Source organism: Actinophytocola sp. (assembly GCF_050699935.1).
GTDB lineage: Bacteria > Actinomycetota > Actinomycetes > Mycobacteriales > Pseudonocardiaceae > Actinophytocola.
In genome coordinates, this window is the sequence record NZ_JBOHGB010000023.1 from 13890 (window position 1) to 37899 (window position 24010).

The 24010-nt window shown below is 71.6% G+C and carries 25 protein-coding genes; 16 read left to right on the forward strand and 9 right to left on the reverse strand.

The window, feature by feature from the left end; all coding sequences use genetic code 11:
• Nucleotides 1-25: 25 nt before the first annotated feature.
• On the reverse strand, nt 26-994 hold the full coding sequence (locus ACRDTB_RS10965) for a ScbA/BarX family gamma-butyrolactone biosynthesis protein (protein WP_431429962.1): 969 nt from the start codon (nt 992-994) through the stop codon (nt 26-28).
• A 320-nt stretch (nt 995-1314) separates the two neighbouring features.
• Here ACRDTB_RS10965 and ACRDTB_RS10970 point away from each other — a divergent pair, with 320 nt between their 5' ends.
• The gene (locus tag ACRDTB_RS10970; RefSeq protein WP_431429963.1) at nt 1315-1959 is read left to right on the forward strand and encodes a ScbR family autoregulator-binding transcription factor; all 645 of its coding nucleotides are present in this window, start codon (nt 1315-1317) and stop codon (nt 1957-1959) included.
• A 34-nt stretch (nt 1960-1993) separates the two neighbouring features.
• On the opposite strand, the gene ACRDTB_RS10975 is transcribed toward ACRDTB_RS10970, so the two are convergent.
• The gene (locus ACRDTB_RS10975; RefSeq protein WP_431429964.1) at nt 1994-2596 is read right to left on the reverse strand and encodes a nitroreductase family protein; all 603 of its coding nucleotides are present in this window, start codon (nt 2594-2596) and stop codon (nt 1994-1996) included.
• A gap of 108 nt (nt 2597-2704) precedes the next feature.
• On the opposite strand from ACRDTB_RS10975, the gene ACRDTB_RS10980 reads away from it, so the two are divergent.
• Nucleotides 2705-3733, forward strand: a complete 1029-nt coding sequence (locus tag ACRDTB_RS10980; RefSeq protein ID WP_431429965.1) for an aldo/keto reductase — start codon at nt 2705-2707, stop codon at nt 3731-3733.
• A gap of 148 nt (nt 3734-3881) precedes the next feature.
• Here the strand turns inward: ACRDTB_RS10980 and ACRDTB_RS10985 are convergent, their stop codons facing one another.
• The 4 genes from ACRDTB_RS10985 to ACRDTB_RS11000 form a co-directional block, all read right to left on the reverse strand.
• Nucleotides 3882-4514 (reverse strand): ScbR family autoregulator-binding transcription factor, encoded by a 633-nt coding sequence (locus ACRDTB_RS10985; protein WP_431429966.1) that lies wholly within the window; start codon nt 4512-4514, stop codon nt 3882-3884.
• Between the two features lie 136 nt (nt 4515-4650).
• On the reverse strand, nt 4651-5472 hold the full coding sequence (locus ACRDTB_RS10990) for an AfsR/SARP family transcriptional regulator (protein WP_431429967.1): 822 nt from the start codon (nt 5470-5472) through the stop codon (nt 4651-4653).
• Nucleotides 5473-5709: 237 nt separating this feature from the next.
• Complete coding sequence (locus ACRDTB_RS10995) at nt 5710-6549, reverse strand: AfsR/SARP family transcriptional regulator (protein WP_431429968.1); 840 nt, start codon at nt 6547-6549, stop codon at nt 5710-5712.
• A 150-nt stretch (nt 6550-6699) separates the two neighbouring features.
• The gene (locus ACRDTB_RS11000) at nt 6700-7686 is read right to left on the reverse strand and encodes a phosphatidylglycerol lysyltransferase domain-containing protein (protein ID WP_431429970.1); all 987 of its coding nucleotides are present in this window, start codon (nt 7684-7686) and stop codon (nt 6700-6702) included.
• Between the two features lie 170 nt (nt 7687-7856).
• On the opposite strand from ACRDTB_RS11000, the gene ACRDTB_RS11005 reads away from it, so the two are divergent.
• The 11 genes from ACRDTB_RS11005 (at nt 7857) to ACRDTB_RS11055 (ending at nt 18358) form a co-directional block, all read left to right on the forward strand.
• Entirely contained in the window at nt 7857-9509 is a 1653-nt protein-coding gene (locus ACRDTB_RS11005) for an aldehyde dehydrogenase family protein (protein ID WP_431429971.1), read from the forward strand.
• A 4-nt stretch (nt 9510-9513) separates the two neighbouring features.
• Nucleotides 9514-10653 carry an acyl-CoA dehydrogenase family protein gene (locus ACRDTB_RS11010; protein WP_431429972.1) on the forward strand — a complete coding sequence of 380 codons (1140 nt, stop codon included), beginning with the start codon at nt 9514-9516 and terminating at the stop codon, nt 10651-10653.
• 11 nt (nt 10654-10664) lie between these two features.
• Complete coding sequence (locus ACRDTB_RS11015; RefSeq protein ID WP_431429973.1) at nt 10665-11921, forward strand: aspartate aminotransferase family protein; 1257 nt, start codon at nt 10665-10667, stop codon at nt 11919-11921.
• Nucleotides 11922-11941: 20 nt separating this feature from the next.
• The gene (locus ACRDTB_RS11020) at nt 11942-12412 is read left to right on the forward strand and encodes a type II toxin-antitoxin system RatA family toxin (RefSeq protein ID WP_431429974.1); all 471 of its coding nucleotides are present in this window, start codon (nt 11942-11944) and stop codon (nt 12410-12412) included.
• Nucleotides 12412-12849 (forward strand): hypothetical protein, encoded by a 438-nt coding sequence (locus ACRDTB_RS11025; protein WP_431429975.1) that lies wholly within the window; start codon nt 12412-12414, stop codon nt 12847-12849. The genes ACRDTB_RS11020 and ACRDTB_RS11025 overlap by 1 nt, the downstream gene beginning before the upstream one ends.
• Before the next feature lie 196 nt (nt 12850-13045).
• Nucleotides 13046-13999: a VlmB-like protein gene (locus ACRDTB_RS11030; protein ID WP_431429976.1), complete on the forward strand. Its 954-nt coding sequence runs from the start codon at nt 13046-13048 to the stop codon at nt 13997-13999.
• Entirely contained in the window at nt 13996-15045 is a 1050-nt protein-coding gene (locus ACRDTB_RS11035) for a beta-ketoacyl-ACP synthase III (RefSeq protein WP_431429977.1), read from the forward strand. The genes ACRDTB_RS11030 and ACRDTB_RS11035 overlap by 4 nt, the downstream gene beginning before the upstream one ends.
• Nucleotides 15046-15056: 11 nt before the next feature.
• Nucleotides 15057-15305 (forward strand): acyl carrier protein, encoded by a 249-nt coding sequence (locus ACRDTB_RS11040; protein WP_431429978.1) that lies wholly within the window; start codon nt 15057-15059, stop codon nt 15303-15305.
• A complete protein-coding gene (locus tag ACRDTB_RS11045; RefSeq protein WP_431429979.1) occupies nt 15298-16524 on the forward strand; it encodes a beta-ketoacyl-[acyl-carrier-protein] synthase family protein in 1227 nt (408 codons plus the stop codon). The genes ACRDTB_RS11040 and ACRDTB_RS11045 overlap by 8 nt, the downstream gene beginning before the upstream one ends.
• A gap of 8 nt (nt 16525-16532) precedes the next feature.
• Nucleotides 16533-17543 (forward strand): fatty acid desaturase family protein, encoded by a 1011-nt coding sequence (locus ACRDTB_RS11050; protein ID WP_431429980.1) that lies wholly within the window; start codon nt 16533-16535, stop codon nt 17541-17543.
• Nucleotides 17540-18358 (forward strand): diacylglycerol/lipid kinase family protein, encoded by an 819-nt coding sequence (locus tag ACRDTB_RS11055; protein WP_431429981.1) that lies wholly within the window; start codon nt 17540-17542, stop codon nt 18356-18358. The genes ACRDTB_RS11050 and ACRDTB_RS11055 overlap by 4 nt, the downstream gene beginning before the upstream one ends.
• A 6-nt stretch (nt 18359-18364) precedes the next feature.
• On the opposite strand, the gene ACRDTB_RS11060 is transcribed toward ACRDTB_RS11055, so the two are convergent.
• Both ACRDTB_RS11060 and ACRDTB_RS11065 read right to left on the reverse strand, forming a co-directional pair.
• On the reverse strand, nt 18365-18757 hold the full coding sequence (locus ACRDTB_RS11060; RefSeq protein ID WP_431429982.1) for a nuclear transport factor 2 family protein: 393 nt from the start codon (nt 18755-18757) through the stop codon (nt 18365-18367).
• Between the two features lie 81 nt (nt 18758-18838).
• Entirely contained in the window at nt 18839-19804 is a 966-nt protein-coding gene (locus ACRDTB_RS11065) for a helix-turn-helix domain-containing protein (RefSeq protein ID WP_431429984.1), read from the reverse strand.
• An 86-nt stretch (nt 19805-19890) separates the two neighbouring features.
• Between ACRDTB_RS11065 and ACRDTB_RS11070 the strand changes: the two genes are divergently transcribed.
• Nucleotides 19891-20070, forward strand: coding sequence for a hypothetical protein (locus ACRDTB_RS11070; protein ID WP_431429985.1), 180 nt, complete (start codon nt 19891-19893; stop codon nt 20068-20070).
• 129 nt (nt 20071-20199) lie between these two features.
• Here the strand turns inward: ACRDTB_RS11070 and ACRDTB_RS11075 are convergent, their stop codons facing one another.
• Entirely contained in the window at nt 20200-20997 is a 798-nt protein-coding gene (locus tag ACRDTB_RS11075) for an endonuclease domain-containing protein (protein WP_431429986.1), read from the reverse strand.
• A 344-nt stretch (nt 20998-21341) separates the two neighbouring features.
• Here ACRDTB_RS11075 and ACRDTB_RS11080 point away from each other — a divergent pair, with 344 nt between their 5' ends.
• The gene (locus ACRDTB_RS11080) at nt 21342-22304 is read left to right on the forward strand and encodes an SDR family oxidoreductase (protein WP_431429987.1); all 963 of its coding nucleotides are present in this window, start codon (nt 21342-21344) and stop codon (nt 22302-22304) included.
• The gene (locus ACRDTB_RS11085) at nt 22301-23851 is read left to right on the forward strand and encodes a succinic semialdehyde dehydrogenase (RefSeq protein ID WP_431429988.1); all 1551 of its coding nucleotides are present in this window, start codon (nt 22301-22303) and stop codon (nt 23849-23851) included. Before ACRDTB_RS11080 ends, ACRDTB_RS11085 begins: the two co-directional genes overlap by 4 nt.
• Nucleotides 23852-24010: the final 159 nt, after the last annotated feature.

The following is a 24010-nucleotide window of genomic DNA, read 5'->3' on the forward strand; positions in this document are numbered from 1 at the left end:
GTCGTGCGCGACGCCTGGCTCGGGGTCAGGCGACCCGGAGCTCGACGACACCGTCGACGGAGCGGTGGTCGTCCTGGTCGACGGCGACCCGGACACCCGTCCGGCCCGACGCCGTGCCGACCACCGTGGCCGACACCAGGCACGGCGCGTCGAACTCGAGGTAGTGCGCGAAGGCGAAGTCGCCGCCCACGGGAAGGGCGTCGGGCCGGTCGACCGCGAGCAGCGCGGCCTGGCGCGCGACCTCGGCGATGGCGTTGCCCGGCACGTGGTCGACCGGGTGGTCGTAGATCACCGGGTGGGCGGGGTCCACCCGGATCTGCCAGCCGGGCTCGTCCGTGTCGCCGAACCGCTCGGCGAGCAGGACGTCGACCCGGTCCGACCGGCCGACTCGGTCCGGGCGCACCACGTCCACACCGGCGGGCACGCTGGGCCCGGCGGTGGCGTGCTCGCCGCGCAGCTTCTTGTAGGCGGCGCCGGAGACGACGCTCCAGTTGTAGGTCGCCGTGCCGATCCGCATGCCGTCGCGGAAGCACTCGATCTCGGTGCGCATCGCGGCCGGGCGGCGGCCGCGCCGCTTGATGTCGTGGTTGGAGATGACCAGCAGGAGCTCGACCGGCTCGGTGCCGCCGGCCGTGACCGGCGTCGACAGGCCGGCGGCGTCGAAGGCGAACTGCTTGTCGTGGGTGATCCACTTGTACTCGCGTGGGATCTCGTAGGCGAAGTGGCCGACCAGCAGGATCGACTCGCGTACGGTCTCGAGCAGCAGCATGGGGTCGTGCTGGCCCGGCCGGACGGGTCCGTAGAACGAGTGCGCACGAGGTAACCGGGCGCTCACCTCGAAGGTGTCCACGCCTGTCACCCGCAGGTTGGTGACGAACACGTCCGACTGGTGCGTCCGCCGCACAAGGCGTGGCGGCACCGGCTGTCGGAAAAGCCGTTCCGTTGTGCCCAACCTGGGGTAGTGGTCCTGCTCATGCCTGATCATGGTGGCCATGGCGAAGCCTCTCGGGAAAGGTCTTCGGCGTCGCCGCGGAGGTCCGACGTCGACGTCGAATACGCGACGGCGGCAGCACCGGCACCCGTCCGGCTCGGGTCATGCGATGACGCCGCCTCGGAAGTTATGAAGGTGTGTATGTGGCACATGCCACACATAAACCATACCTACCACCCGGTTTTTTTTCGAGAGGCGACTGCGTCAATCTTGAGCTACCCTGGACCGAACGTCGAGCAGCGCTGGATTCGCCGGAATGGTGCGGCCCTCGTGCTGTCTCTCTTGTGACATCGTGGTCCGCGACCAACCAGGGAGGTATGGGTTTGGCACGCCAGGACCGGGCAGAGCGCACCCGGAACACGATCCTCGACGCCGCCGCCGCGGTGTTCGACGAGCGTGGCTTCGCCGGCGCCAGCCTGTCCGAGATCCTGGCCAAGGCCGGGGTCACCAAGGGCGCTCTCTACTTCCACTTCTCCTCCAAGGAAGAGCTCGCGATGGCGCTCATCGAGGAGCAGTGGAAAGCGGAACTGCCCTTTGTCGACTTCGACAACGCGGGCCTGCAGACGATCATCGACATCAGCCACGCGTTCGCGCACCTCATCAGGGCCAACGTCCGCGTGCGGGCCAGCAACCGGCTCGTGCTCGAGGCGAACTTCTCCCGCCCGACGCCGGAGGTCTACGAGCGCTGGATCGGCATCCTCGCCGACGTTCTGATAAAGGCCAAGGAACGCGGCGACCTGCGCAAGGAGCTGGACCCCGCGACCGTCGCCGACTGGATCTCGGCGACGTTCCTCGGCATCCAGTCCCAGTCCGAGGTGTTCACCGGCATGGCCGACCTCCACGAGCGGCTCACGGTGCTGTGGCAGATCGCGCTACCGGGCCTCGCGCCGCCGCGACGGGTGTCCCGCTTCGTCCCGTCGGGCAGCGCGCACTGGCACGACTCGATGTCGGTCACCGCGACCGCCTGACTCGAGAACCAGTCGAGGACGGCTCGAAGACCGCTCAAGCCTTGCCGGGTACCGGCCCCGCCGCCGCTCCCCTGCCGTAGTGCTCGAAGTGGAGGATCTCCGCGAGCGGCCGGCGGCCCACCGGAAGCCGGCCGAGCGGCAGCCGGGTGTCGACGTCGCGCTCCACGCTGACCAGTCGCGCGGTCGCATCCGCCGGATAGCCGAGCGCGACCGCCACCCGCAGCCCGTACGGGGCCGGCACGCCGAGCAACTTCTTCGCCGCGAACGTCGCCGCGCCGAACCCGGCCGGCGTCGAGCCCACGCCGTGCGCCGAGGCGGCCAGCATGATCCGCTCCAGCAGCCGGCCGGCGTCGAGCTCGGCGCCCGACCGGGTCAGCACGGGCACGAGTACGAGCGCGGCGTCCGCGAGCGGGATCAGCCCGGGTGAGTCGCCGACCTCGGACAGGGCCCGCATCCGCGCCCGGTCCCGCACGAGGATCAGCTCCCAGGGCTGGCGGTTGGCCGAGCTGCCGGACCAGCGCGCCACCTCCAGCACGTCACCGACCACGACCTGGGGAATCGGCTCCGTGGTGAACCGCCGGATCACTCGTAAGCGGCGTAGGAACTCGATCCGATCAGCCGATCGTCCACTGCTCATCGGTTCCCCCTCGGTTGACAGCAGGATTTGCGCTTTCTTACGGTTCTGCTCGTCGATATTCCGACCGGTATGTACGTCAGGCACTCCCGGTCCGTCAAGGAGCGCAGCGTGGAGTACACGACGTTGGGGCGCTCCGGCCTCAAGGTGTCTCGGGTGTGCCTCGGCACCGCGAACTTCGGCACCGCATGGGGCTTCGGCGTCGACGAGGACGCGGCCAGACCGATCATCGACGCGTTTCTCGACGCCGGGCACAACTTCGTCGACACGGCCGACAACTACAACCGCGGCCAGTCCGAGGAGATCGTCGGGCGCGCGATCCGCGGCCGGCGCCACGCGGTCGTGATCGCGACGAAGGCCTACCAGCCGCAGGGCGACGGACCCAACGACCGCGGCCTGTCCCGGGTGCACCTGACCCGGGCACTGCACGCGAGCCTGCGCCGGATGCGCACCGAGCACATCGACCTCTACCAGTGCCACAAGTGGGACGCGGACACGCCGATCGAGGAGACGATGGAGACGCTGGACTCCTTCGTGCGCGCCGGAAAGGTGCGCTACATCGGCGGTTCCAACTTCACCGCGAGCCAGCTCGTCGAGGCGCAGTGGGCGGCCGAGCGCGTCGGCGGGACGCCGCTGATCAGCCTGCAGGCGCAGTATTCGTTGCTGCGCAGGGACATCGAGGCGGAGATCCAGCCGGTGTGTGCGCGGCGCTCGGTGGGTGTCGTCGCATGGAGCCCGCTCGGCGGCGGCATCCTCGCGGGCCGCTACCAGACCGGGCGCGAGCCGGCGCCGGACACCCGGTTCGGCAACATGATGTCCGGCGGCCTGCCGGTCGTCGCGGAGTGGGTCGGCAACCAGCTGACCGAGCGGAACATGACGATCGCCGCCGAGGTGGGCAAGGTCGCCGCGGAGCTGGGCACCTCACCGGCGGCCGTGGCGCTGGCGTGGGTGCGGCACCGGCCCGGCGTCGCGTCGGTCGTGATCGGACCGCGCACGCTGACCCAGTACGAGCAGAGCCGGGCGGGGTTCACGCTGCGGCTGCCCAGGGACGCCGTGGCCCGCCTGGAGGAGGTCTCCGGCCCGGCACCCGTCCCGGTCACCGGCTTGACGTCACTACCGTGGACAACACCCCCGCACTAAAGCCCGTCACGTGGATCATCATATGAGGTCTTGTACCAACCACCGGAACCTCAGGGGACCGTGACGGCACCCAGCCACAAGCACGTGAACAACCGCACCATCCGCCGAAACGCAACCAACACTTTGAAATCCGGGGAGGCGGACTAGCCTAGCCCAGCCGTGCGGGGCCTGCCGGGTCGACACGGGCCAGGCCGTCCTCGCCGACCATGCCGGGCAGGATCAGCTCCCACATCTCCCGCACGTTCGCTCGGATGTCGCCGGCCCGGATACCCGACCACCACAGCATGTCCATGCCCGCGCAGATGGTGAGCACCAGCGTGCTCGCCTGGTCGACCGCGACCCGCGTCGACACCTCGCCCGCCTGCTCGGCGCTGATCAGCATCGTCTCCACGGCCGAGAGCAGGTCCACGTAGAAGTCCAGGAACGGCGTGCCGCGGTGGCCGCACTCGCGCGCGGTGCGCAGGCTCGCGCGGACGACCGGCTCTGTCTCGAGCCAGTGCGCGATCTCGTGGGTCAGGTCGATGAGCGACTGCAGCACCGGCGTACCCGCGTCGAGCGAGCGGTACACGGCGTGGCGCAGCATCGCGCAGGCCTCCGCCTGGATCGCGCCGGCGAGATCGTCCTTGGAGGAGAAGTGGAAGTAGAACGCGCCCTTCGTGACACCCGCCGCGCGGCTGACGTCCTCCAGCGTGGCACCCGAGAAACCGTTGCGGTCGAACAGTTCGGCCGCCGACCGCACCAGGTGCAGCCGCGTGTTCTCCGCTCTCGACTGTTTCGTCACCGCATGTTTCCCGGGGCCGTGGTCTGCTCAACCGTTGAGCGGAGTGTCCGACCGGGGACGTCCACCCCGATCAACATGCCAAAGTAGGGCGCGTCGCCGCAGCCCTACTCTGGTCCATGTATCCGAAATCACGAGGTCAACCCGCCTTGTCCAATGCGGCGGCCTCGGTGCCGACCTCCGCGAGCCTGCGATCGGACATCAGGATCGCGTGCTGCAGTCGACGCAGGCTGGGCGACGGCTCGAGCCCGAGCTCGTTCACCAGCCCAGTGCGCATCCGGCGGTAGACGTCGATCGCCTCGCCGCGGCGGCCGGAGCGGTACAGGGCCAGCATGAGGTGCGCGTGCAGGCCCTCGTGGGTGCGGTAGCGGCCGACCAGCCCGGCGAGCTCGCCGAGCAGCTCGTGGTGACGGCCCAGGCGCAGGTCCGCGTCGATCCGGCGGTCGAGCACGTTCAGCCGGGCCTCCTCGAGGCGGTGGGCCTCGACCTCGAGCAGCGGGCCGGTCTGCACGTCGACCAGGGCACGACCCCGCCAGATCCCCAGTGCCTCGGAGAAGTTGCGCGACGCGGCCTCGAAGTCGCCCATCTCCCGAGCGCGGTGGCCCAGCGCGGCGAGCCGGTCGAACTCGTGGCCATCGACGCGACCACCCATGGTGTCCAGCAGGTAGCCGCCGGGGTAGGTGACGAGCACCTGCTTGGCGTCCGACGGGATGTCGGCCGGCGACTGCTCGATCGCCGCGCCGATGAGGTTACGCAGGTGCAGGATGTAGGTCTGCACCGTCGTGTTGGCGCTGCGCGGGATGTTCTCGCCCCACAGTTCCTCGAACAGCGACGCCATGGGCACCACCTGGTCGGCGTGAACGGCGAGCATTGCCAGTACCTTGCGAGGCTTCGCGGCGGTGGGGACCACCGACGTGCCACGCTCGCGGGCGACTAGTGGCCCTAAAACGTCAATGTCCACTTCGGTCTCCTGAGGCCCTCGACGCGACCGACTTCCGACCGGTTTGATCGACAACGACTCGGTCGCACCTCAAGAGTACGAAACCAACCGCCCGGTTTGTCAATAGAAACCGCCCGGTTGGTTTTTACTTCGCCCGCGACAGTACACCGCGCCACGGCGGTCACTCTACGTGCTGACGACCCCGGCATGAATCCGGCACTCGTGACTCAACGTTTTGTAGTTGGCAGTGCAATCACATCACCCCGCCGCTTCGCTGGGCCTGCCGACCTCGGGCACGAGGTCCAGGGAGGGGTCGTGGTTCAGGATCGCGTGCAACCGTTCCTGGAGCATCGCGGACGGTTCCATGCCCAGTTCGTCCACGAGCCGTCTTCGAACGATGTTGTACTCGCGGAGCGCGTCGGCCTGCCGGCCGGAGCGGTAGAGCGCGATCATCAGCATCTCGGCGAGCCGCTCACGCCACGGGTAGAGCATGGCCATCTTCTTGAGCTCGCTGATCACGCCGCCCTGGATGCCCGCGACGATGCAGGCGTGGAACCGGTCCTCGATGGCGGCGAGCCGGCTCTCCTCGTAGTGCAGGACCGAGCTGTGGCACATCGGCCCGCCGGCCACGCCCTCCAGCACCGGGCCGTCCCAGAGGTCCAGCGCCTCGGTGAGCAGGTCGCGCGCCCTGACCGGGTCGGTGGCCAGGTCGTTGTGCGCGAGGAAGACCAGGCGCTCGAAGAGCTTCGCGTCGATCTCGTCGGTGTCGGCGTGCAGGACGTATCCGGTGGGCAGCGTGATCAGCCGCTCCCGCGCGAACTCCGCACCGAACGTGGCCCGGAGCAGCCTGCGCAACCGGGTGATCAACGCCTGGAGCGCGTTGTTCGCCTTCGTCGGCGCGCGGCCCTCCCACAGCTCCTCGAAGAACTGCTCCTTCGTGACGACCTTGCCGGAGTTGATGAGCAACGTCGCCAGCAGGGTGCGCTGGCGGCCGCCCTGGATGGCCAGCAGCCGGCCGTCGGACACCAGGCCGACGGAGCCGAACAGCTTGAAGATGACCGTACGCGTCCGCACCGGGGAGAGGTGCCTGTCCGTCATACCGACCGCCTCCTTCCGTAGTCGCCGCACCGATGCTGAGCGAGCCCGCTGACACCTCGGTGACACCCGCCTGACCCCGCGACCGCCCCACGACCTCCGCGCGAGTCCGGACGGTCGGACTCGCGGGTCCGGAACGGGGGACTCGCGGGGTCAGAGGGCGTTGCTGGCGCGGAAGACGTGGAGGAACGCCAGGGGGCTCGCGCCGTTCGAGAAGGCGACGTACTCGGGGAGCACGGCGTGTGGCGCCCACTTCGCCTTGTACGCGAGCTGTGTCGCCGCCGGGTACACGGCCGCGCCGTGGCGGGACAGCAGGCCGACGAGCCGGCGGAACCAGCGGCTCGCGCGGGGGTGCTCGTGGTCGGGCGAGAGCCCGGTGAACGGGGTGAAGCCGAAGTGCAGCCACGCCGCGCCCTCCGCGCGGAACGCCTCGATCGCCGTCGCGTTGATCGCCTCCATCACGCCGGGTGGGCCGGACGGGCGGCGCCGCGACAGGTCGTGCAGCCAGCCCGGCCGGCTGCCGTACGCCGGCGAGTAGGAGATGTAGCCGGCGAGCTCGCCGGCGATCGTGCCCACGAACAGGCGGCGATGCGCCTGCGCCGGGCCACCGTGCTCGCCGACCAGGAACTCCAGCTGCTTCGCGTGCCGGCCCTTGCTGCGCAACCACTCCCCGTCCAGCGCGGCCAACTCGGCGGCCCACTCCGGCTGCGCCACCTCGGCCACCACGAGCCCGCCGCGCGTGGCGCGGGAGATCTTGTTGCGCAGCCGGACGAACCGCGACCCGCGCAGCGTGAAGTCCGCCAGCGAGACCGCGTAGGACGCGCCGATCTGGTTCACCGTGTAGCCCCGCGCGGCGTAAAGGTCCACATCGGACTGTTGCACCTGGACGGCCACCACCCGGCGACGGCGTACCCGGGCGAAGCCGGTGAACGCGTGCAGCAGGGCCGCGCGGTCCGGACCGAACGGTGCGCCGAACTGCACCAGGTACCGGCCGGACCGGCGGTACACGACGACCCCGTCGAGCCCCGGCGCGGTGAAGTGGGCATTGCCGGCGTTCAGCGCGAGGAACGCGCTCGGGTTGTCCGCGTACGCCGCGACGACGGCGTGCAGGGAAGCCATTTCCAGCGGTGCCGTAGCCATCCTCGATCCACCGATCCTCGCCGGCTGTTAGGTTTTCGCCCCGAGTATCGGCCCGCGGGCAGTGCCCGCCAAACCGTCCGCGACCCGCGGGTCAGCCGCGCGTCAGCGCCGGAGCGGGACCCGAGTCCGCTGTCAGTGACGCATCAGGACTGATTGTCAGACTCGAACTCGTGACGTCGAGTCTGGCCAGTGGCATACCGCGTACGCACGGCGATCCGGTGCCCACGTACCTGTCGCACGTGGGCGGCCGCGACGTCGACTCCGGCCGCTACCTCTACACGGTGAGCACCCGGTCGATCCTGACCGACGTGTTCGCCGGCCTCACGCTCAAGCGGCGGCTGGAGCAGGGTCTCGACGACACACCGACCGCCGACGTGGTGGGCCGCTGCGCGGTGGCGGACGCGGAAACCGTTGCCGCGGCACTGGATTCGGCCGCTGCGGCCGCGCCCGCGTGGGCGGCCACCCCACTCGCCACGAGGATGCGGCTTGGCGAGCTGGTTCGCGCTCGGGTGCGCACGAGGCGGACCGAGCTCGTCGACCTGCTCGTCGCCGAGGGCAGCCCCGCGGCACTGGCTCGCTGGCAGGTGGCCGGGCTGCTCGAGCTGTTCAGCGCGCAGACCCTCGAGTACTGCGCGTCCCAGCTGCACCAGGAGTTCCGCCAGGACCTACGCCACGGCACCCGCACGCTCACCGTGCGCCGCGTCGCGGACGGCGTCGTGTGCGTGAACCCGCCGCAGAACGCGCCGGCCGCGAGCGCGCTGTTCGGCGTCACCCCGCTGCTGTCGGGCAACACGGTCGTCGTACGGGCACCGCGCAGCGCACCGCTCGGCGTCATGTTCGCGCTGCGCGAGGTGGTGGCGCCGGCGCTACGGGAGCTGGGCGCACCCGCGGGCACGCTGAACTTCTTCTGCGCCCGGCCCGGTCCGACGCTGCGGGCGTGGCTCGACGACCCGCGGGTGGCCGACATCTTCTACACCGGCGACGTCGAGCGCGGCCTGGAGCTGGAGCGCGAGTGCGTGGCGCGCGGCAAGAAGCCGATCCTGGAGCTGGCCGGCAACGACTGCGTGGTCGTCTGGCGCGACGCCGACCTCGACGCCGCGGTGGAGGCGCTCACCGAGTCCTTCTACGGCTCCGGCCAGATCTGCATGGTGCCCAACCAGGTCGTGGCCCACCCGGACATCGCCGACGAGCTGCTCGTCCGGCTCGCGACGGCCGCCGCTCGGATCCGGCCCGGCTACCCCGACGAGGAGGGTGTGCTGCTCTCCCCCGTGCTGCGCGGCGAGCGCTTCTTCGCCTTCGTGCGCGACGCGCTGGACCGCGGCGCCACGCTGGTGCACGGCGCGCGCCGGCTCGACGTGGACGGCACGCCGTGCGACACGGGCCTGTTCGTCGAGCCGACCGTGTTGCGTGTGGACGGTCTGGCCGGCTGCCGGCGGATCGACGCGGTGCGCGGCGAGACGTTCTTCCCACTGCTGCCAGTGATCGTCCCGGAACCGGGCGTGGACCTGCTCGACCGGGCCCTCGCGCACGTGAACAGCAACCCCTACGGCCTGCGGAACTCCCTGTGGGCCGGCGACGAGCGGGTGATCGACCGGTTCGTGGCCGAGACCGTCAACGGTGGCGTGCTCAAGATCAACGACTCACACATCGGCTTCCTGCCGTACCTGCCGACGCACGGCGGAACCGGGCTGACCGGTGGCGCGTTCGGCGAGGCCAACTACCCGATGCTGCGCACCTCGCACCTGCAGGGCGTCTCCCGGGCGAGCGGCATCCGTCCGCGGGACGCCGTCTTCGGAATCGACCACTGTGGAAGGAGGGACTGATTTCATGCATTTCCTGGAGGCGGACCGGATCGCCTGCGACAAGCTGCTCCCCGGCCTTCGCCAGCAGCTGGCGGAGCTCCCACTGCCCGAGCTGGAGGCCGAGGACAGTCCCGCGATCGAGATCTTCCGCGCGCAAGGCGGCACGAACCTACTGGTGCCGGCGCAGGCCGGCGGGTTGGACGCGTCCCCGCTCGACGCCGCCCGGGTGGTCCGCGCGCTGGCGGCCACCGCGCCGTCGATGACCGTGGCCACGATGATGCACCACTTCTCGCTCGGCACCCTGTTCGCGGTCGCGGACCTGGTCGGCGGTGGCTGCGACCTCGAGGAGCTGCTGCTGCGCCGGGTGGTCGACGAACGGCTGCTGGTCGCGTCCGGGTTCGCCGAGGGCCGTACCACGCAGGGGATCCTGTCGCCGACGATGATGGCCGAGCCGGTCGAGGGCGGGTATCTGGTCAACGGCGCGAAGAAGCCGTGCAGCCTGTCCCGGTCGATGGACCTGCTGACCGCGAGCGTCGGCGTCGAGCAGGGCGACGGCACGGTCGGCATGGGCCTGCTGATGCTGCCCGCGGACACGCCCGGGATCTCCGTGCACCCGTTCTGGTCCACGCCCGCCCTGGGTGGCGCGGAGAGCGACGAGGTGCGGCTGACCGACGTGCTGGTGGCGCCCGAGCAGATCATCGCGCCGGACCCCGAGCTCGCCGACGCGATGGAGTCGCTGACCACGGTCGGCCTGATCTGGTTCCAGCTCACCGTGTGCGCGGCCTACACCGGGATCGCGAGCGCGCTCGTGGAGCGCGTGCTCGCCGGTGCGCGGGGCAGCGTGTCCGAGCGCGCGAGGCTGGCCGTGCGGATCGAGTCGGCCGCGGCGCTCACCGAGGGCGTGGCCCGCCGGATGATGGACGGCGAGACCGACAACGACACGCTCGCCGCCGCGCTGGTCACCCGGTACGCGGTCCAGGACGCGATCGCCGCGTCGGTCGACCAGGCCGTCGAGCTGCTGGGCGGCATGGCGTTCGTCGGGAGCGGCGACATCGCCTACCTGGCCGCCGCGTCGCACGCGATCGCCTTCCACCCGCCGTCGCGGACCAGCGTGGCCGGCGCGCTCGTCGACTTCTACCTCGGCTACCGCATGGTCGTGGCCTGATGTCACCCACCATGTCCACCGGGTCCACCGTGACCACCGCGTCCACTGTGGACCTGACTGCCGCGCGGTACCGGCGGCACCTCTCCACCGGGCGGGCGGCGCTCGGTGAGATGTTCGGCGGCGACGTCGAGGTCTGCGCGCGGGGCGCCTGGGTACGCACGAGCACCGGCCGCGAGCTGCTGAACTGCGGCGGCTACGGGGTGTTCATCACCGGCGCCCGGCACCCGCGGGTGGTGGCCGCCGTGCGCGAGCAGCTGGACCGCAACCCCGTGGCCACCCGCCTGCTGCTCGAACCGCAGGCCGCGCTGGCCGCCGAGGCGCTCACCTCGGTCACCCCGCCCGGCCTTTCCCGCGTGCACTTCGCGTGCGGTGGCGCGGAGGCGGTCGAGGCGGCGATCAAGCTGGCCCGGGCCAACGGAAAGCGGCACCTGGTGTCCATGGTGGACGGTTACCACGGCAAGACGCTCGGCGCGCTGTCCGCGACCGCGAGGCCGGTGTTCACCGAGCCGTTCCGGCCGCTGCTGCCGGACACCACGCACGTACCGTTCGGCGACGTGGCGGCGCTGGCCGGGGTGCTCGAGCGGCATCCGGGGTCGGCGTGCGTGCTGGTCGAGCCGGTGCAGGGCGAGGCGGGCGTGATCGTCCCGCCGGCCGGCTACCTGCCCGCGGTCGCGGCGCTGTGCGCGGAACACGGCGCGTTCCTGGTGCTCGACGAGATCCAGACCGGGCTCGGCCGGCTCGGGCACTGGTGGGGTGGCGACCGCGACGGTGTCGTGCCGGACGTGCTGGTGGCGGGCAAGGCGCTCGGCGGCGGCGTGGTGCCGGTGTCGGCGATGGTGGCGACCGAGGCGGCGTTCGCGCCGTTCGACCGGGACCCGTTCATCCACACGTCGACGTTCTCGGGCGCGCCGCTGGGCATGGCGGCCGCGCGGGGGGCGCTGGCCGCGATCGCCGAGGAGGACCTGGTTGGCCGGGCCGGGCGGATCGGCGCCCGGCTGCTGGTCGAGCTGACCCGGCTGTGCGCGGACGTGCTGGGCGACGCGGTGGCCGAGGTGCGCGGCGTGGGTCTGCTGATCGGGATCGAGTGCGCCGTCGAGGGGCTCGCCGGCGAGCTGCTGCTGGAGCTGATGGAGGCGGGGGTGGTGGCCAACCACTCGCTGAACTCCGACCGGGTGCTGCGGCTGACCCCGCCGGCCGTGCTCGACGAGCGCGAGCGGCAGTACCTGCTCGACGCGTTCGAGCGGGCCGCGCGGGCCGTGTCGAGCTGAGTCGAACTAGGAGGCCGGAGATGCGGAAAGTCGTACTGACCGTGCGGATCGCGGCGCGCGACGCGCGGGCGGCGCTGGCGCGGATCGCCGAGTTCGAGCGGTATCCGGAGCTGGCCGCCGACGTCCGGCACGTCGAGGTGCGCGGCGACCGCACGCACTGGGTGGTGAACTTCCGGCGCGGGCCGATGCGGTGGACCGAGACGGAGACCGTCGACCCGTGGAACCTGCGGATCGACTTCGCGCAGACGTCCGGCGACTTCGCGGAGTTCGCCGGCTCGTGGCGGCTGCTGCCCGGCGAGGGCCGAAGCGGCCTCCTGGTGCGGTTCGAGTGCGCCTACGACTTCGGCATCGAGAGCCTCGCCGGGATCATGGACCCGATCGCCGAGCGGGTGATCAAGCGGGTGGTGTGCGACGTGCTCGCCGGGCTGTTCGGCCGGATCGAGGTCGTCGAGGGCGGCGAGGCCCTGTCCGATCTCGGGAGGGCCGCCTGATGGACCACGTCAACCGCTTCGACACCCGCACGACGCACGCGCTGGTGCGGTTGGAGTACGGGATCGCGCTCGGTGTGTGCGTCGCGCTGTTCGTGCCGCACGTCGGCGAGGTCCGCTGGCTGCCGGCCGTGGTGCTGTTCGCCTACATCGACCTGGTCGGCTACCTGCCCGGCGCGATCGCGCACCACCGCGCGCGGGGCGGGCGGATCCCGAAGGCGTACTACGTGCTCTACAACGTGATGCACAGCTTCGTGACGCAGGCGGTGGTCGTCGGGGCGTGGGTGCTGGTGTCCGGGTGGGAGTGGGCACTGCTCGCCGTGCCGATCCACCTGCTCGGCGACCGGGCGCTGTTCGGCAACGCGCTCAAGCCGTTCTCGGTGCCCTTCGAGCCCGCGCCGACCTCCGCCCGCCCGAACCGGGAGCTGGTCCTGTCATGACACCCGCACCCACCCCGCGAGTCCAACACTCCCGACCCGCGAGTCCAACGCTCCGGTACGCCGAGTTCTACATTCGCGGTGCCGTTCGCGGCTGCGTGCGCCGAGCCGGTCGGGTCCGGAACGCACGACTCGCGGTACCGGAGTGTTGGACTCGCGGTACCGGAGCGTTGGACTCGCGGATGGAGGCGGGCCGGCTATGAGCGCGGTGCCTCGAGAGGCCGACTTCGACCGGGCGCCGAGCCTGGTGGACGGGGCGATGTCGGTGGAGCTGACGCCGCGGGAGGCGAACCTGCGGTACTGGCTCGAAGCCGTGCCGCAGGGCATGCTGGCCGGCCGGCCCGACGGGCACGACCCGGCGCTGGTGGTGCCGGAGTTCATGCGCGAGCCGGGGCCGCTGCGCGACGCGCTGATCGCCGAGTACGCGTTCCGCTCGGTGGCCGAGGAGAAGGCCACCCGGGCACTGTCCTATTTGGTCCCGATCGCGCCGGACACCGAAACCATGGAGTTCTTCGCGACCCAGGTGCTCGACGAGGCGCGGCACGCCATGGTGTTCCGCGACCACCTGCTCGCGCTCGGCGTGCCGACCGGCCGGCTGTGGCAGGTGATCGAGGAGTACGCGGGCGCGGACGTACGCGCGGTGCTCGACCCGCTGGAGGAGTTCGGCCTGAAGATAATGCGCGACGACGCGGACTTCCTCGGCGGAGTGCTCCTGATGACGATCGTCATCGAGGGCGCGCTGGCTCCGGCGGCGGAGCTGTCCGAGCGCAAGTGGCGCCCGCTCGACCCCGCCGCCGCGGACATCGACCGCGGCGCGGGCATCGACGAGATCCGCCACCTCACCGTGGGCGCGGCGATCGCGAAGCAGTACCTCGCCGAGCACCCGGAGGAGCGGCGGCGGGCGTGGGAGCTGGTCGCACGCGGCATGCACATGTGGACGGTCCTGCCGGTACGCGAGCTGGTTATGCGCCGCGAGGTCCTCTTCCAGCAGGGCCTCGAACAGCACGCCGGCGTGGTCGGCGACTACGAGATCTGGCCCGGCCGGCGGCTCGTGGACACCACGCCCGAGGAGCGCGTCGCGACCGCCGACGAGTGGACCGCCGAGATGAAGGCCAGCCGGCTCGCCTACATCGGTTTGGGGGAAACGCCATGAACGGCTTAGCCGAGGTCCTGCCCTTTCCCGGAAGCACGCCGGAGGACGGCACGTCCGCCGTCCTGTGTGGACTCGGTACGTTCCTGCCGCCGCGGGTCGTGCCCAACACCGTGATCGCCGAGCGGCTGGACACCTCCGACGAGTGGATCCGCGCGCGCACCGGCATCCGGCAGCGGCACGTGGTCGAGGCCGGCATGTCCACTTCGGACCTCGCGGTCGAGGCCGGGATGCTGGCCCTGAAGTCCGCGGACCTCGACGACGTCGACGCGCTGGTGCTCGCCACCACCACGCCGGACCGGCCGTGCCCGGCGACCGCGCCGGACGTCGCGTACCGGATCGGGCTGAACCGGGTCGCCGCGTTCGACGTCAACGCCGTGTGCACGGGCTTCCTGTACGCACTCGCGTCCGCGGCCGGGCTGATCGCGGCCGAGGTGGCCGAGCACGTGCTGGTGATCGGCGCGGACACGTTCTCCACGATCGTCGACCCCGACAGCCGCGGGACGGCCGCGATCTTCGGCGACGGCGCGGGCGCGGTGGTGCTGCGCGCCGGGGCCGCGCACGAGCTGGGCGCGCTCGGCCCGTTCGACCTCGGCAGCGACGGGCAGGACGCGGACCTGATCATGGTGCCGGCCGGCGGGTCCCGGCAGCGGTCCACGCGGCGGCCGGCCGAGCCGGGCGCGGAGTTCTTCACGATGGCCGGCAAGGCCGTGTTCCGCAAGGCGATCTACCAGATGGCGGGCTCGGCACAGTCCGTCCTGGACAAGGCGGGCCTGCGGCTGCGCGACATCGACCGGTTCGTGATCCACCAGGCGAACGCCCGGATCCTCACCGGTGTCGCGGACATGCTCGGCCAGCCGGCCGCCAAGTTCGTGCGCAACATCGACCACGTCGGCAACACCGCCGCGGCGTCCGTGCCGCTCGCGCTCACGTCCGCGTGCGCGAGCGGGGAGCTGCGGGCGGGCCAGCGGGTGCTGCTCGGCGCGTTCGGCGGCGGGCTGACGTGGGGCTCGACCGTGTTGCGCTGGCCGGACATCTCGGTGCTGTAGTGGAGGAAGCCATGTCGACGACTCTTCTCGAACGTCTTGCCGGGATCCTGGTCGACTACTTCGGGGTCGAGGCCGAGGAGGTGCACCCGGACGCCACGTTCGCCGAGCTCGACCTCGACTCGCTCGCGATCGTCGAGTTCGCCCTGGTCGCGGAGAAGGAGTTCGGCGTGCCCATCGGCGAGGACGAGGTGTCGCCGCAGGGCCGGGTCAGCGACGCGCTCGCCCTGCTCGACGCGAAGGGCGCCCGCGGCGATGACTGAACCGTTCCACGCGGCGGTGACCGGGCTCGGCCTGGTCACCCCGGCCGGCGTCGGCGTCGAGGAGAGCTGGCGGACGCTGCTCGCGGGCCGGCCGACCGCGTCCATCGACGACTCCCTGAAGGGCATGCCGGTGGACATCAGCTGCCGCGTCCCGGGGTTCGACGCGGACGCCCTGCTCGGCCGCCGCACCGCGTGGCGACTGGACCGCTACGTGCACCTCGCGCTGGTCGCCTGCCGCGAGGCGCTCGCGGACTCGGGCCTGGATCCCCGGGAGTGGGACGGCGCGCGGGTCGGGGTCGTGATGGGCAACGCGCTGGGCGGCGTGGGCACGTTCACGTCGCAGCACGAGACGCTGCTCGCGGACGGCGCGGGCCGGGTGTCGTCGATGCTGATCCCGATGATGGGGGTCAACATGGTCGCGGGCTACCTGGCGATCGACTGCGACGCGCTGGGGCCGAACCTCGTCACGACCACCGCGTGCGCGTCGGCGACCACCGCCATCGGCACGGCGCGGGACCTGCTGCGCTCCGGCCGCTGCGACATCGTGCTGTCCGGCGGCGCGGAGGCCGCGCTGTCCCGGCCGATCATGGCGGGCTTCACCAGGATGGGCGCGCTGTCGCGGCGGGTGGACGATCCGACGGCCGCGTCCCGGCCGTTCGAGCGGGACCGGGACGGGTTCGTCGCCGCCGAGGGCGCGGGCGTGCTGGTGCTGGAACGCCACGAGCACGCGGTGGCGCGCGGAGCACGGATCCGGGCGCGGGTCAGCGGCTACGGCGCGTCCGCCGACGCGCACCACGCGACCGCGCCGGACCCGTCGGGCGCCGGCGCCGAGGCGGCCATCCGGTCCGCACTGTCCGACGCGGACCTCGCACCGTCCGATGTGGACCACGTGAACGCGCACGGCACGTCGACCCCGTCCGGCGACGCGGTCGAGGCACGGGTGCTCGCCCGGGTGTTCCCCGAGCTGCCGGCGGTGACGTCGGTGAAGGGCGTGACCGGTCACTCGCTCGGCGCGGCCGGCGCGATCGAGGCCGCGTGCGCGGTGCTCGCCATCTCCCACGGCGAGGTGCCGCCGACCGCGAACCTGGCCGACCCCGATCCCGAGCTCGACATCGACGTGGTGCGGGGCGCCCCGCGCCGCCTCGCCGTGGCCGCCGCGACCAGCAACTCGTTCGGCTTCGGCGGGCAGAACGCCGTGCTGGTGCTGACCGCGAACTGAGGACCGTCATGCTCACCCAGTCACCCACCGGCACGTTCGCCGAGCTGTCCGCCCGGGTCGACGCGGCCGGGCTGCTGGCGCCGCGCCGGTGGTACTACCTCGGCCGGATCGCGCTGAACCTGGTGCTGTCGGCGGCGTGCTGGACCGGCTTCGTGCTCGTCGGCGACTCGTGGTGGCAGCTGGTGGTCGCGTTCGCGCTCGGGCTCTCGTTCGTGCAGTCGGGCTTCCTCGGCCACGACGTCGGGCACCGGCAGGTCACGCGCGGCCGCCGGGCGCGCGAGGTGCTGGGTCTGGTGCACATGAACCTGCTGATCGGCGCGTCGTTCGGCTGGTGGGTCGCGCACCACGGCCGGCACCACAGCGAGCCGAACAACCTCGACCGCGACCCGGACACGGTGCGCCGGCAGGTGATCTTCGACGCCGACGAGCTGGCGGTGAAGGGGCGCACGGCGCCTCGGCGGTTCGTGATCCGGTTCCAGTCGGTGATGTTCTTCGTGTTGCTCGGGCAGGAGGCGTGGCGGGTGCACGCGGCCGGGTTCCGCGCCGCGCGCGCGGGCCTGCTGCGCCGGCCGGGCCTGGAGCTGTCATTGGTGGTGCTGCACGGCGTGCTGCTCGTGGGAGCGGCGTTCCTGGTGCTCTCGCCGCTGCGCGCGGTGGCGTTCCTGCTCGTCTCGCAGACCGTGTTCGGGTTCTACCTCGGGGCGGTGTTCGCGCCCAACCACAAGGGGATGCCGGTGTACCGCGGCGATGTCGAGCTGGACTGGCTGCACCGGCAGGTGCTGACGTCGCGGAACATCCGGCCGGGGCGGTGCGTGGACTTCGGGTACGGCGGGCTGAACTACCAGATCGAGCACCACCTGTTCCCGTCGATGCCGCGGGCGAACCTGTCCCGGGCACGCCCGCTCGTGCGTGCTTACTGTGCGGCGCACGGGATCCCGTACCTGGAGGTGCCGGCGTGGGAGTCCTATCGGGAGGTCGCCCGGTTCCTGGGCTCGGTCAGTGCGGCGGCCCGGGCGTGATCCGCGTCGTGGCGAACCCGCGGGCGGGCGGGTACTCCGACGCCCTCGCCGCGGAGGTCGTGCGGCGCTGCCGGCGGTCCCCCGTTGGCTCCACTGTGGACCTCGTGGTCGTGGTCGGCGGGGACGGCACCGCGGGCCGGGTCGCCGCCGCGCTCGGGTCGTCGCCGATGTTCGTCGTGCCGGCGGGCACGGCGAACTCCTTCTACCGCACGCTGTGGGGCTCGACGCCGTGGCGGACGGCCCTGGACCTGGCGCTCGCCGGGGCGCCGGCGGTTCGGGTGGACCTCGCCCGGGTCGCCGAGCTGGACCGGCTGGTGTTGTCGGGCGCGGGTACCGGGTTCGCGCCACGGGCCATCCACGAGGCGAAGACGTCCGGCGTGCCGTACACCGCCGCGCTCGCCCGGCTGGTGGACCGCTACCGGCCCTACCCGGGGCGGGTGCTCGTGGACGGCGTCGTGGTCCACAGTGGACCGACCCTGCTGGCGAACGTGGGCGGCGGCCGGTACCGGGGTGGCGCGTACGAGCTCCTCCCCCACTCGGTGCTGGACGACGGGCTGCTGGACGTGTGCGTGCTGGGCGCCGAGCACGATGCGCGGCGGATGCTGACGCTGACCCGCACGGGCGCGCACGTCGACGTCCCGGGCGTGGTCTACGCGCGCGGGCGCCGGATCCGGGTGGAGCGCGTCGACCGCCGGCCGCTGTGGTTCGAGCACGACGGCGAGGTGGTCACGCGGTCCCGCGCCGGGTTCACGCTGACCGCCGTCCCCGCGGCGGTGTCGGTGGTCGCGCCACCGGCCCGGGCCGTGGCCGCGTGACGTCGCTCAGCCCGCAGGGGCGGGGTCCAGCTCGCCCACGCGCGGTTTGCGGTCGTAGACGCAGTGGACGCGGCGCAGGCGGCCGTCCTCGGCGAAGAGGGCGTAGTCGACGCCGGCGATGGTGGCCGAGCCGGCCAGGTCCAGCATCGCCCACGTGAAGCGGGCCCGGTTCTTGTGCAGGTACACCTCGCTGGTCCGGCAGAACACGCGGTCCGGGTACTTCTGCCGGATCCGCGCGATGTTGTCGCTGATCTGCCGGTACCCGCGTGCCTCGACCGCCGGGGCGTGATAGACGGCGTCCGCCGTCCAGGCAGACTCGATCAGCACGTGCCGCGCCTCGACGTCGGGCTCGTTCCACGTGCCGACGTAGGTGTCGATCTGCTGCTCGCGGTCGTTCACCGGACTGGCCCTTTCCCGTGCGCAGGGCGCATCTGTGGGTAGATTCTGCCCGACCCCGCTCGACGCCGGCTCGATGTCCACTCAAGACTGGAGTTCGACCGAGTGGCCGAACGTGCGCCGGTAGTCCTTCGGCGACACCCCGATCACGCGGTTGAAGTGGTGGCGCAGCAACGCCGCCGAGCCGAAGCCGCACCGGTCCGCGACCTCCTCGATGGTCAGCCGCGTCTCCTCCAGCAGCTGCCGCGCGTGCAGCACCCGCTGCATCGACAGCCACCGGTGCGGGGTCGTCCCGGTCTCCGCGACGAACCGGCGGGCGAACGTGCGCTCGGACATCTGCGCGCGCCGCGCGAGGCCCGCGATGGTGTGGTCGATCCGCAGGTTGTCGACCATCCAGGTCAGCACCGGAGAGAGGCTGTCCGCCGAGCACTCCGGGATCGGCAGCTCGACGAACTGGCGCTGCCCGCCGTCGCGCTGGGGCGGCACGACCATGCGCCGCGCGATCGCGGTGGCCGCGGCCGAGCCCAGCTCACGGCGCACCAGGTGCAGGCACGCGTCGATGCCGGCCGCCGTGCCGGCGCTCGTGATGATGTCGCCGTCGTCGACGAACAGGACGTCCGGGTCCAGCAGCGCCTTCGGGTGGCGCTCGGCGAGCTGGTCGACGTGACGCCAGTGGGTCGTGCACCGCCGGCCGTCGAGCAGGCCCGCGGCGCCGAGCACGAACGCGCCGCTGCACACGGAGATCAGCGTGGCGCCGCGCGCCGCCGCGTCCCGCAGCACCTCGAGCACGGCGGTCGGGTACTCGTCGCGGATGGCCGCGGCGGGCACCGCCACGAGGTCGGCGTGCTCGGCCGCGGACAGGTCGTGCCCCGGGACGAGGTGTGCGCCCACGCTCGTACGCAGCGGCTCGCCGGACCGCTCGCCGCAGACGAGGAAGTCGACGGGTGGCACGCCCTCCTCGGTGCGGTCGATGCCGAACACCTCGCAGAGCACGCCGAACTCGAAGGGGGCCACGTCGTCGATCAGCACGGCGGCCACGGTCTTGAGCATGCCGCCAGAGTAGTTGGCAGAATATTGATGCACAAGGTCTGTCCTGCCACTGTTGGCAGGAATACGATCAGCGCAAACTTAGTGCCATGGAACTTCTCATCACCGCCCTGGTCACCGGAATCGTCATCTACGGCCTGGAGCGCAACCGCGCCCGCCAAGCCACCCAACCCCACCCCCACCTGGCCGGCAGCACGGACATCGTCGACCGCGACACCGAACGCACCTCCGCCGAACTCCTCTCCCGCAACCACCCCCTCCACCCCTAATGCCCGCGAGTCCAACACTCCCAACCCGCGAGTCCAACACTCCCAACCCGCGAGTCCAACGCTCCGGACCCGCGAGTCCAACACTGGGAACCCGCGAGTCCAACATTCGACAACCATCCGGCCCGACCGCTACGCCGCGAACCTCCGTCGACTGAACGCTCGTCGGATCTCGGCATGCAACCGGGCCGGGTTCCGTAGGTCCTCCGCGTCGGCCCTGATCACGATCCACCCTCGCCGCTCGAGGTCGGCCTGCCGGGCGGAGTCGCGGGCCTCCCGATGCACGTGTGCCGCGTAGCCGTCGTACTCCACCGCGACACGCGCTTCGTCCCACGCGAAGTCCAGCCTGTACAGCGCGCGGCCATGCAGATCGAGAACCGGCAGCTGCTGGCTCGGCAGCGGCAGGCCGTCATCGAAGAACCCGAGCATCAGCCAACTCTCCGCCGGCGACTCGGCCAGCCCAGATGCGAGAAGCAGCAGGATCTCGCCTCGACGTCGGCCCCGTGAGTCGCGCCGAGTCAGGATCCTGTGCAGTATCTCGGCCCGGAACTCCTCCCTACCGGCCTCGGGAGTGAGAGCGAGAGCCTGATCCGCGCATGCGAGCGCCAGGCGGCGTGACGCCCGGGCGAGGAGTTCGGCGATGGCGCAGTCCAGAGCGTGCAGCCGCAGGCCCTGCAAATCGACAACGTCCTGCTCTTCGAACATCCCGTGATGCACTACGACGCCGCGGCCGCTGCGGACCGGACGGTCGTAGCCGACCAACACATGTACCTCGCCAGAGTCGGCCGCGGTGCATCCGAACAGCCACGCCGCCGTATGGCTGGCGATCACCGCTTGGTCGCCAATCTGCAGCAAGGCCGCGGCCGCACGGCTCAGCATGTTCAGCTGCCGCTCACGTTCGACCAGCACCCCTCGCGCGACGGCGACCAATCGTCCGTCACGAAGGGCCGACCGCAACTGGAGCACGCCGATCTCGCGTCGCAGGTCCTCTCGCCGATGCGCGCCATGCAGCCCGGGTGGTAGTTCGATCACGCTGGTGACTATGTCCGTCGAGAGCTCCGCGGCGGGACGACACAACTCGAACTGTGGACAACTGAGCTGGTTGTGGACGAAAACCGGAACGCACAACTCGCGGGTCCGGAGCGTTGGACTCGCGGGTCGGGAGCGTTGGACTCGCGGGTCGGGAGCGTTGGACTCGCGGGTGGGGAGGGTTGCGGTGGGGGGTGGGGGGTGGAATGTTCGGGCGGACGTTGGTGTCTACGTCGGGAGATGTGATGGCTCGTCAGGCCCGCTCGCTGGCCGGGAAGATCGTCGCGATTACCGGAGGGGGGCGGGGAATCGGGGCCGCCACGGCGGCGGCGCTCGTGCGGGAGGGTGCGAAGGTCGCCATCGGGGACCTCGATCTCGACGTGGCCGAGCGGACCGCCGCCGGACTCCACGACGCCGGGCGGGCCGCAGCCGAACCCGACGACGCCGAGCCAGACGACGCCGAACCCGCAGCCGAGCCAGATGATGCTGGGCGGGACGGAGCGGAAGTCAACGCCGTCGCGTTCCCGCTCGACGTCACCAACCGCGCGGGGTTCACGAAGTTCCTCGAGGAGGTCGAGGGCCGGCTCGGTCCGATCGACGTCCTGATCAACAACGCCGGGATCATGCCACTCGGCCGGTTCGAGGACGAGTCCGACAGCTCCACCACCCGCCAGCTCGAGATCAACCTGCACGGTGTCATCCACGGCACCCGCGAGGCCGTCAAACGCATGCGGCCGCGCGGGTCCGGCCACATCGTCAACATCGCCTCCGCCGCCGGAAAGGCCGGCTTCCCCGGCGCCGCCACCTACTGCGCCACCAAGCACGGCGTGGTCGGGCTCTCCGAGGCCGTCCGCGGGGAGCTGCGCGGCTCGGGCATCGACCTGTCCGTGGTCATGCCGGCGATCGTGCGCACCGAGCTCGCCGCCGGGCTCAAGGAGGCCCGCTTCTTCAAGTCAGTCGAGGTCGGCGACGTCGCCGAGGCCATCGTGAGAACCCTGCGCAAGCCGAGGTTCGAGGTGTTCGTACCGGCCTCGCTCGACGCGATGAACCGCCTCACCCGCCTGCTGCCCCGCCCGGTCGCCGAGTGGATCGTGCGCTCCCTCAAGGGCGACCAGGTCCTGTACGACGCCGAGCACGAGGCCCGCAAGGACTACGAGGCCCGCGCCGCCGCGAGCGCCCCAACCGCCGACCGGGAGATCGCCGGATGAGGCCCGCCGCGCTCACCGACGACCTGCTCGACGGCCTCCGCGCCCGGGTCACCGCCGAGACGGGCGCCACCTACACCTCGACCGCCGTGTTCTCGGGCGGCGAGCTCGCCACGCTGCCCGAGTCCACGATCGCCGACACGCACACCGCCCACGAGCGCGCCGCCCGCGTACAGCAGCAGTGGGCCGCCACCCCGCTCGCCGAGCGGCTGGCGATCTTCACCCGCTTCCACGACCTGTTGCTGCGCAACCGGGACACGATCCTCGACCTCATCCAGGCCGAGACCGGCAAGTCCCGCCGCGACGCGTTCGAGGAGCTCTGCGAGCCGGCCCTGGTCGTCAGCCACTACGTCCGCACGGCGCCGAAGCTGCTCGGCCCGCGCCGCCGCAAGGGCCTGCTTCCCGGCGTGATCACCGCCGCGGAGCTGCGCCGGCCCAAGGGCGTCGTCGGCATCATCTCGCCCTGGAACTATCCGTTCACGCTCGCGATCGGCGACCTCGTCCCGGCCCTCATCGCCGGCAACGCCGTGGTGCTCAAGCCGGACAGCCAGACCGCGCTGAGCCCGCTTCACGGCGTCGACCTCCTCTACCGGGCCGGGCTGCCGGCGGGTCTGCTCCAGGTCGTGCTCGGCGACGGCCCGGCCGTGGGCGGCGCGGTCGTGGACACCTGCGACTACCTCGGGTTCACCGGCTCCACCCGCACCGGCAGGCTGATCGCCGAGCGGGCCGGCCGGCGGCTCGTCGGCTGCTCGCTGGAGCTCGGCGGCAAGAACCCGATGGTGGTCCTCGACGACGTGCGGGTCGCCGACACCGCGAAGCAGGCCGTGCGCGCGTGCTTCGCCAACGCCGGCCAGCTGTGCATCTCGATCGAGCGGATCTACGTACACGACTCGATCTTCGACGCGTTCACCGAGGCGTTCGTGGCCGAGACCGGCGGGATCACGCTCAAGGCCGGCTACGACTACGGCGCCGACATGGGCTCGCTCACCTCGCAGCGCGCGCTGAAGACGGTCTCCGAGCACGTCGACGACGCCCGCGCGAAGGGCGCCACGGTGCTCACCGGCGGCCGCCCGCGACCCGACCTCGGGCCGTACTTCTACGAGCCCACCGTGCTCACCGACGTCACCCCGGAGATGCTGCCGTACGCGGCGGAGACCTTCGGCCCGGTCGTGTCGCTGTACCCGTTCGCCACCGACGACGAGGCCGTCGCGCTCGCCAACCAGACCGACTACGGGCTCAACGCCAGCGTGTTCGGCCGCGACCGGGCCCGCGCGCGGCGGGTCGCGGCGCGGCTGCGGGCCGGCACGGTCAACGTCAACGACGGCTACGCGTCGGCGTACGGCAGCATCGACGCGCCCATGGGCGGCATGGGCTCCTCCGGCCTCGGCCGCCGGCACGGCGCGGAGGGCCTGCTCAAGTACACCGAGCCGCAAACGATTGGCACGCAACGGATCGCGGTGATCGACCCGCCGAGGTGGTTGCCGTACGGGCTCTATACGAAGGTCATGGCCGCGTCGCTGCGCCTGATGCGCCGCCTCGGCATCCGTTAACTGGTAACGAACCGCAGCGCCCGTTTGACCTCTTGTGGACCGGTGCGTCCCAGGTGACCATCAGCTACCAGGCGAAAGCCGGACCGTGAGGGCACCCCACCGGGGTTCGGTCCGCTTCGCCGACAACTCCATACACCCTCCAGCGCCGCCGACGACGCG

What these genes read in the sequence shown, in the direction of transcription:
- ACRDTB_RS10965 (WP_431429962.1), bottom strand. Translation starts at nt 994, where the DNA reads ATGGCCACCATGATCAGGCATGAGCAGGACCACTACCCCAGGTTGGGC.
- ACRDTB_RS10975 (WP_431429964.1), bottom strand. Translation starts at nt 2,596, where the DNA reads ATGAGCAGTGGACGATCGGCTGATCGGATCGAGTTCCTACGCCGCTTA.
- ACRDTB_RS10995 (WP_431429968.1), bottom strand. Translation starts at nt 6,549, where the DNA reads ATGACGGACAGGCACCTCTCCCCGGTGCGGACGCGTACGGTCATCTTC.
- ACRDTB_RS11000 (WP_431429970.1), bottom strand. Translation starts at nt 7,686, where the DNA reads ATGGCTACGGCACCGCTGGAAATGGCTTCCCTGCACGCCGTCGTCGCG.
- ACRDTB_RS11010 (WP_431429972.1), top strand. Translation starts at nt 9,514, where the DNA reads ATGCATTTCCTGGAGGCGGACCGGATCGCCTGCGACAAGCTGCTCCCC.
- ACRDTB_RS11015 (WP_431429973.1), top strand. Translation starts at nt 10,665, where the DNA reads ATGTCCACCGGGTCCACCGTGACCACCGCGTCCACTGTGGACCTGACT.
- ACRDTB_RS11020 (WP_431429974.1), top strand. Translation starts at nt 11,942, where the DNA reads ATGCGGAAAGTCGTACTGACCGTGCGGATCGCGGCGCGCGACGCGCGG.
- ACRDTB_RS11025 (WP_431429975.1), top strand. Translation starts at nt 12,412, where the DNA reads ATGGACCACGTCAACCGCTTCGACACCCGCACGACGCACGCGCTGGTG.
- ACRDTB_RS11030 (WP_431429976.1), top strand. Translation starts at nt 13,046, where the DNA reads ATGAGCGCGGTGCCTCGAGAGGCCGACTTCGACCGGGCGCCGAGCCTG.
- ACRDTB_RS11035 (WP_431429977.1), top strand. Translation starts at nt 13,996, where the DNA reads ATGAACGGCTTAGCCGAGGTCCTGCCCTTTCCCGGAAGCACGCCGGAG.
- ACRDTB_RS11040 (WP_431429978.1), top strand. Translation starts at nt 15,057, where the DNA reads ATGTCGACGACTCTTCTCGAACGTCTTGCCGGGATCCTGGTCGACTAC.
- ACRDTB_RS11045 (WP_431429979.1), top strand. Translation starts at nt 15,298, where the DNA reads ATGACTGAACCGTTCCACGCGGCGGTGACCGGGCTCGGCCTGGTCACC.
- ACRDTB_RS11050 (WP_431429980.1), top strand. Translation starts at nt 16,533, where the DNA reads ATGCTCACCCAGTCACCCACCGGCACGTTCGCCGAGCTGTCCGCCCGG.
- ACRDTB_RS11065 (WP_431429984.1), bottom strand. Translation starts at nt 19,804, where the DNA reads ATGCTCAAGACCGTGGCCGCCGTGCTGATCGACGACGTGGCCCCCTTC.
- ACRDTB_RS11070 (WP_431429985.1), top strand. Translation starts at nt 19,891, where the DNA reads ATGGAACTTCTCATCACCGCCCTGGTCACCGGAATCGTCATCTACGGC.
- ACRDTB_RS11080 (WP_431429987.1), top strand. Translation starts at nt 21,342, where the DNA reads ATGGCTCGTCAGGCCCGCTCGCTGGCCGGGAAGATCGTCGCGATTACC.
- ACRDTB_RS11085 (WP_431429988.1), top strand. Translation starts at nt 22,301, where the DNA reads ATGAGGCCCGCCGCGCTCACCGACGACCTGCTCGACGGCCTCCGCGCC.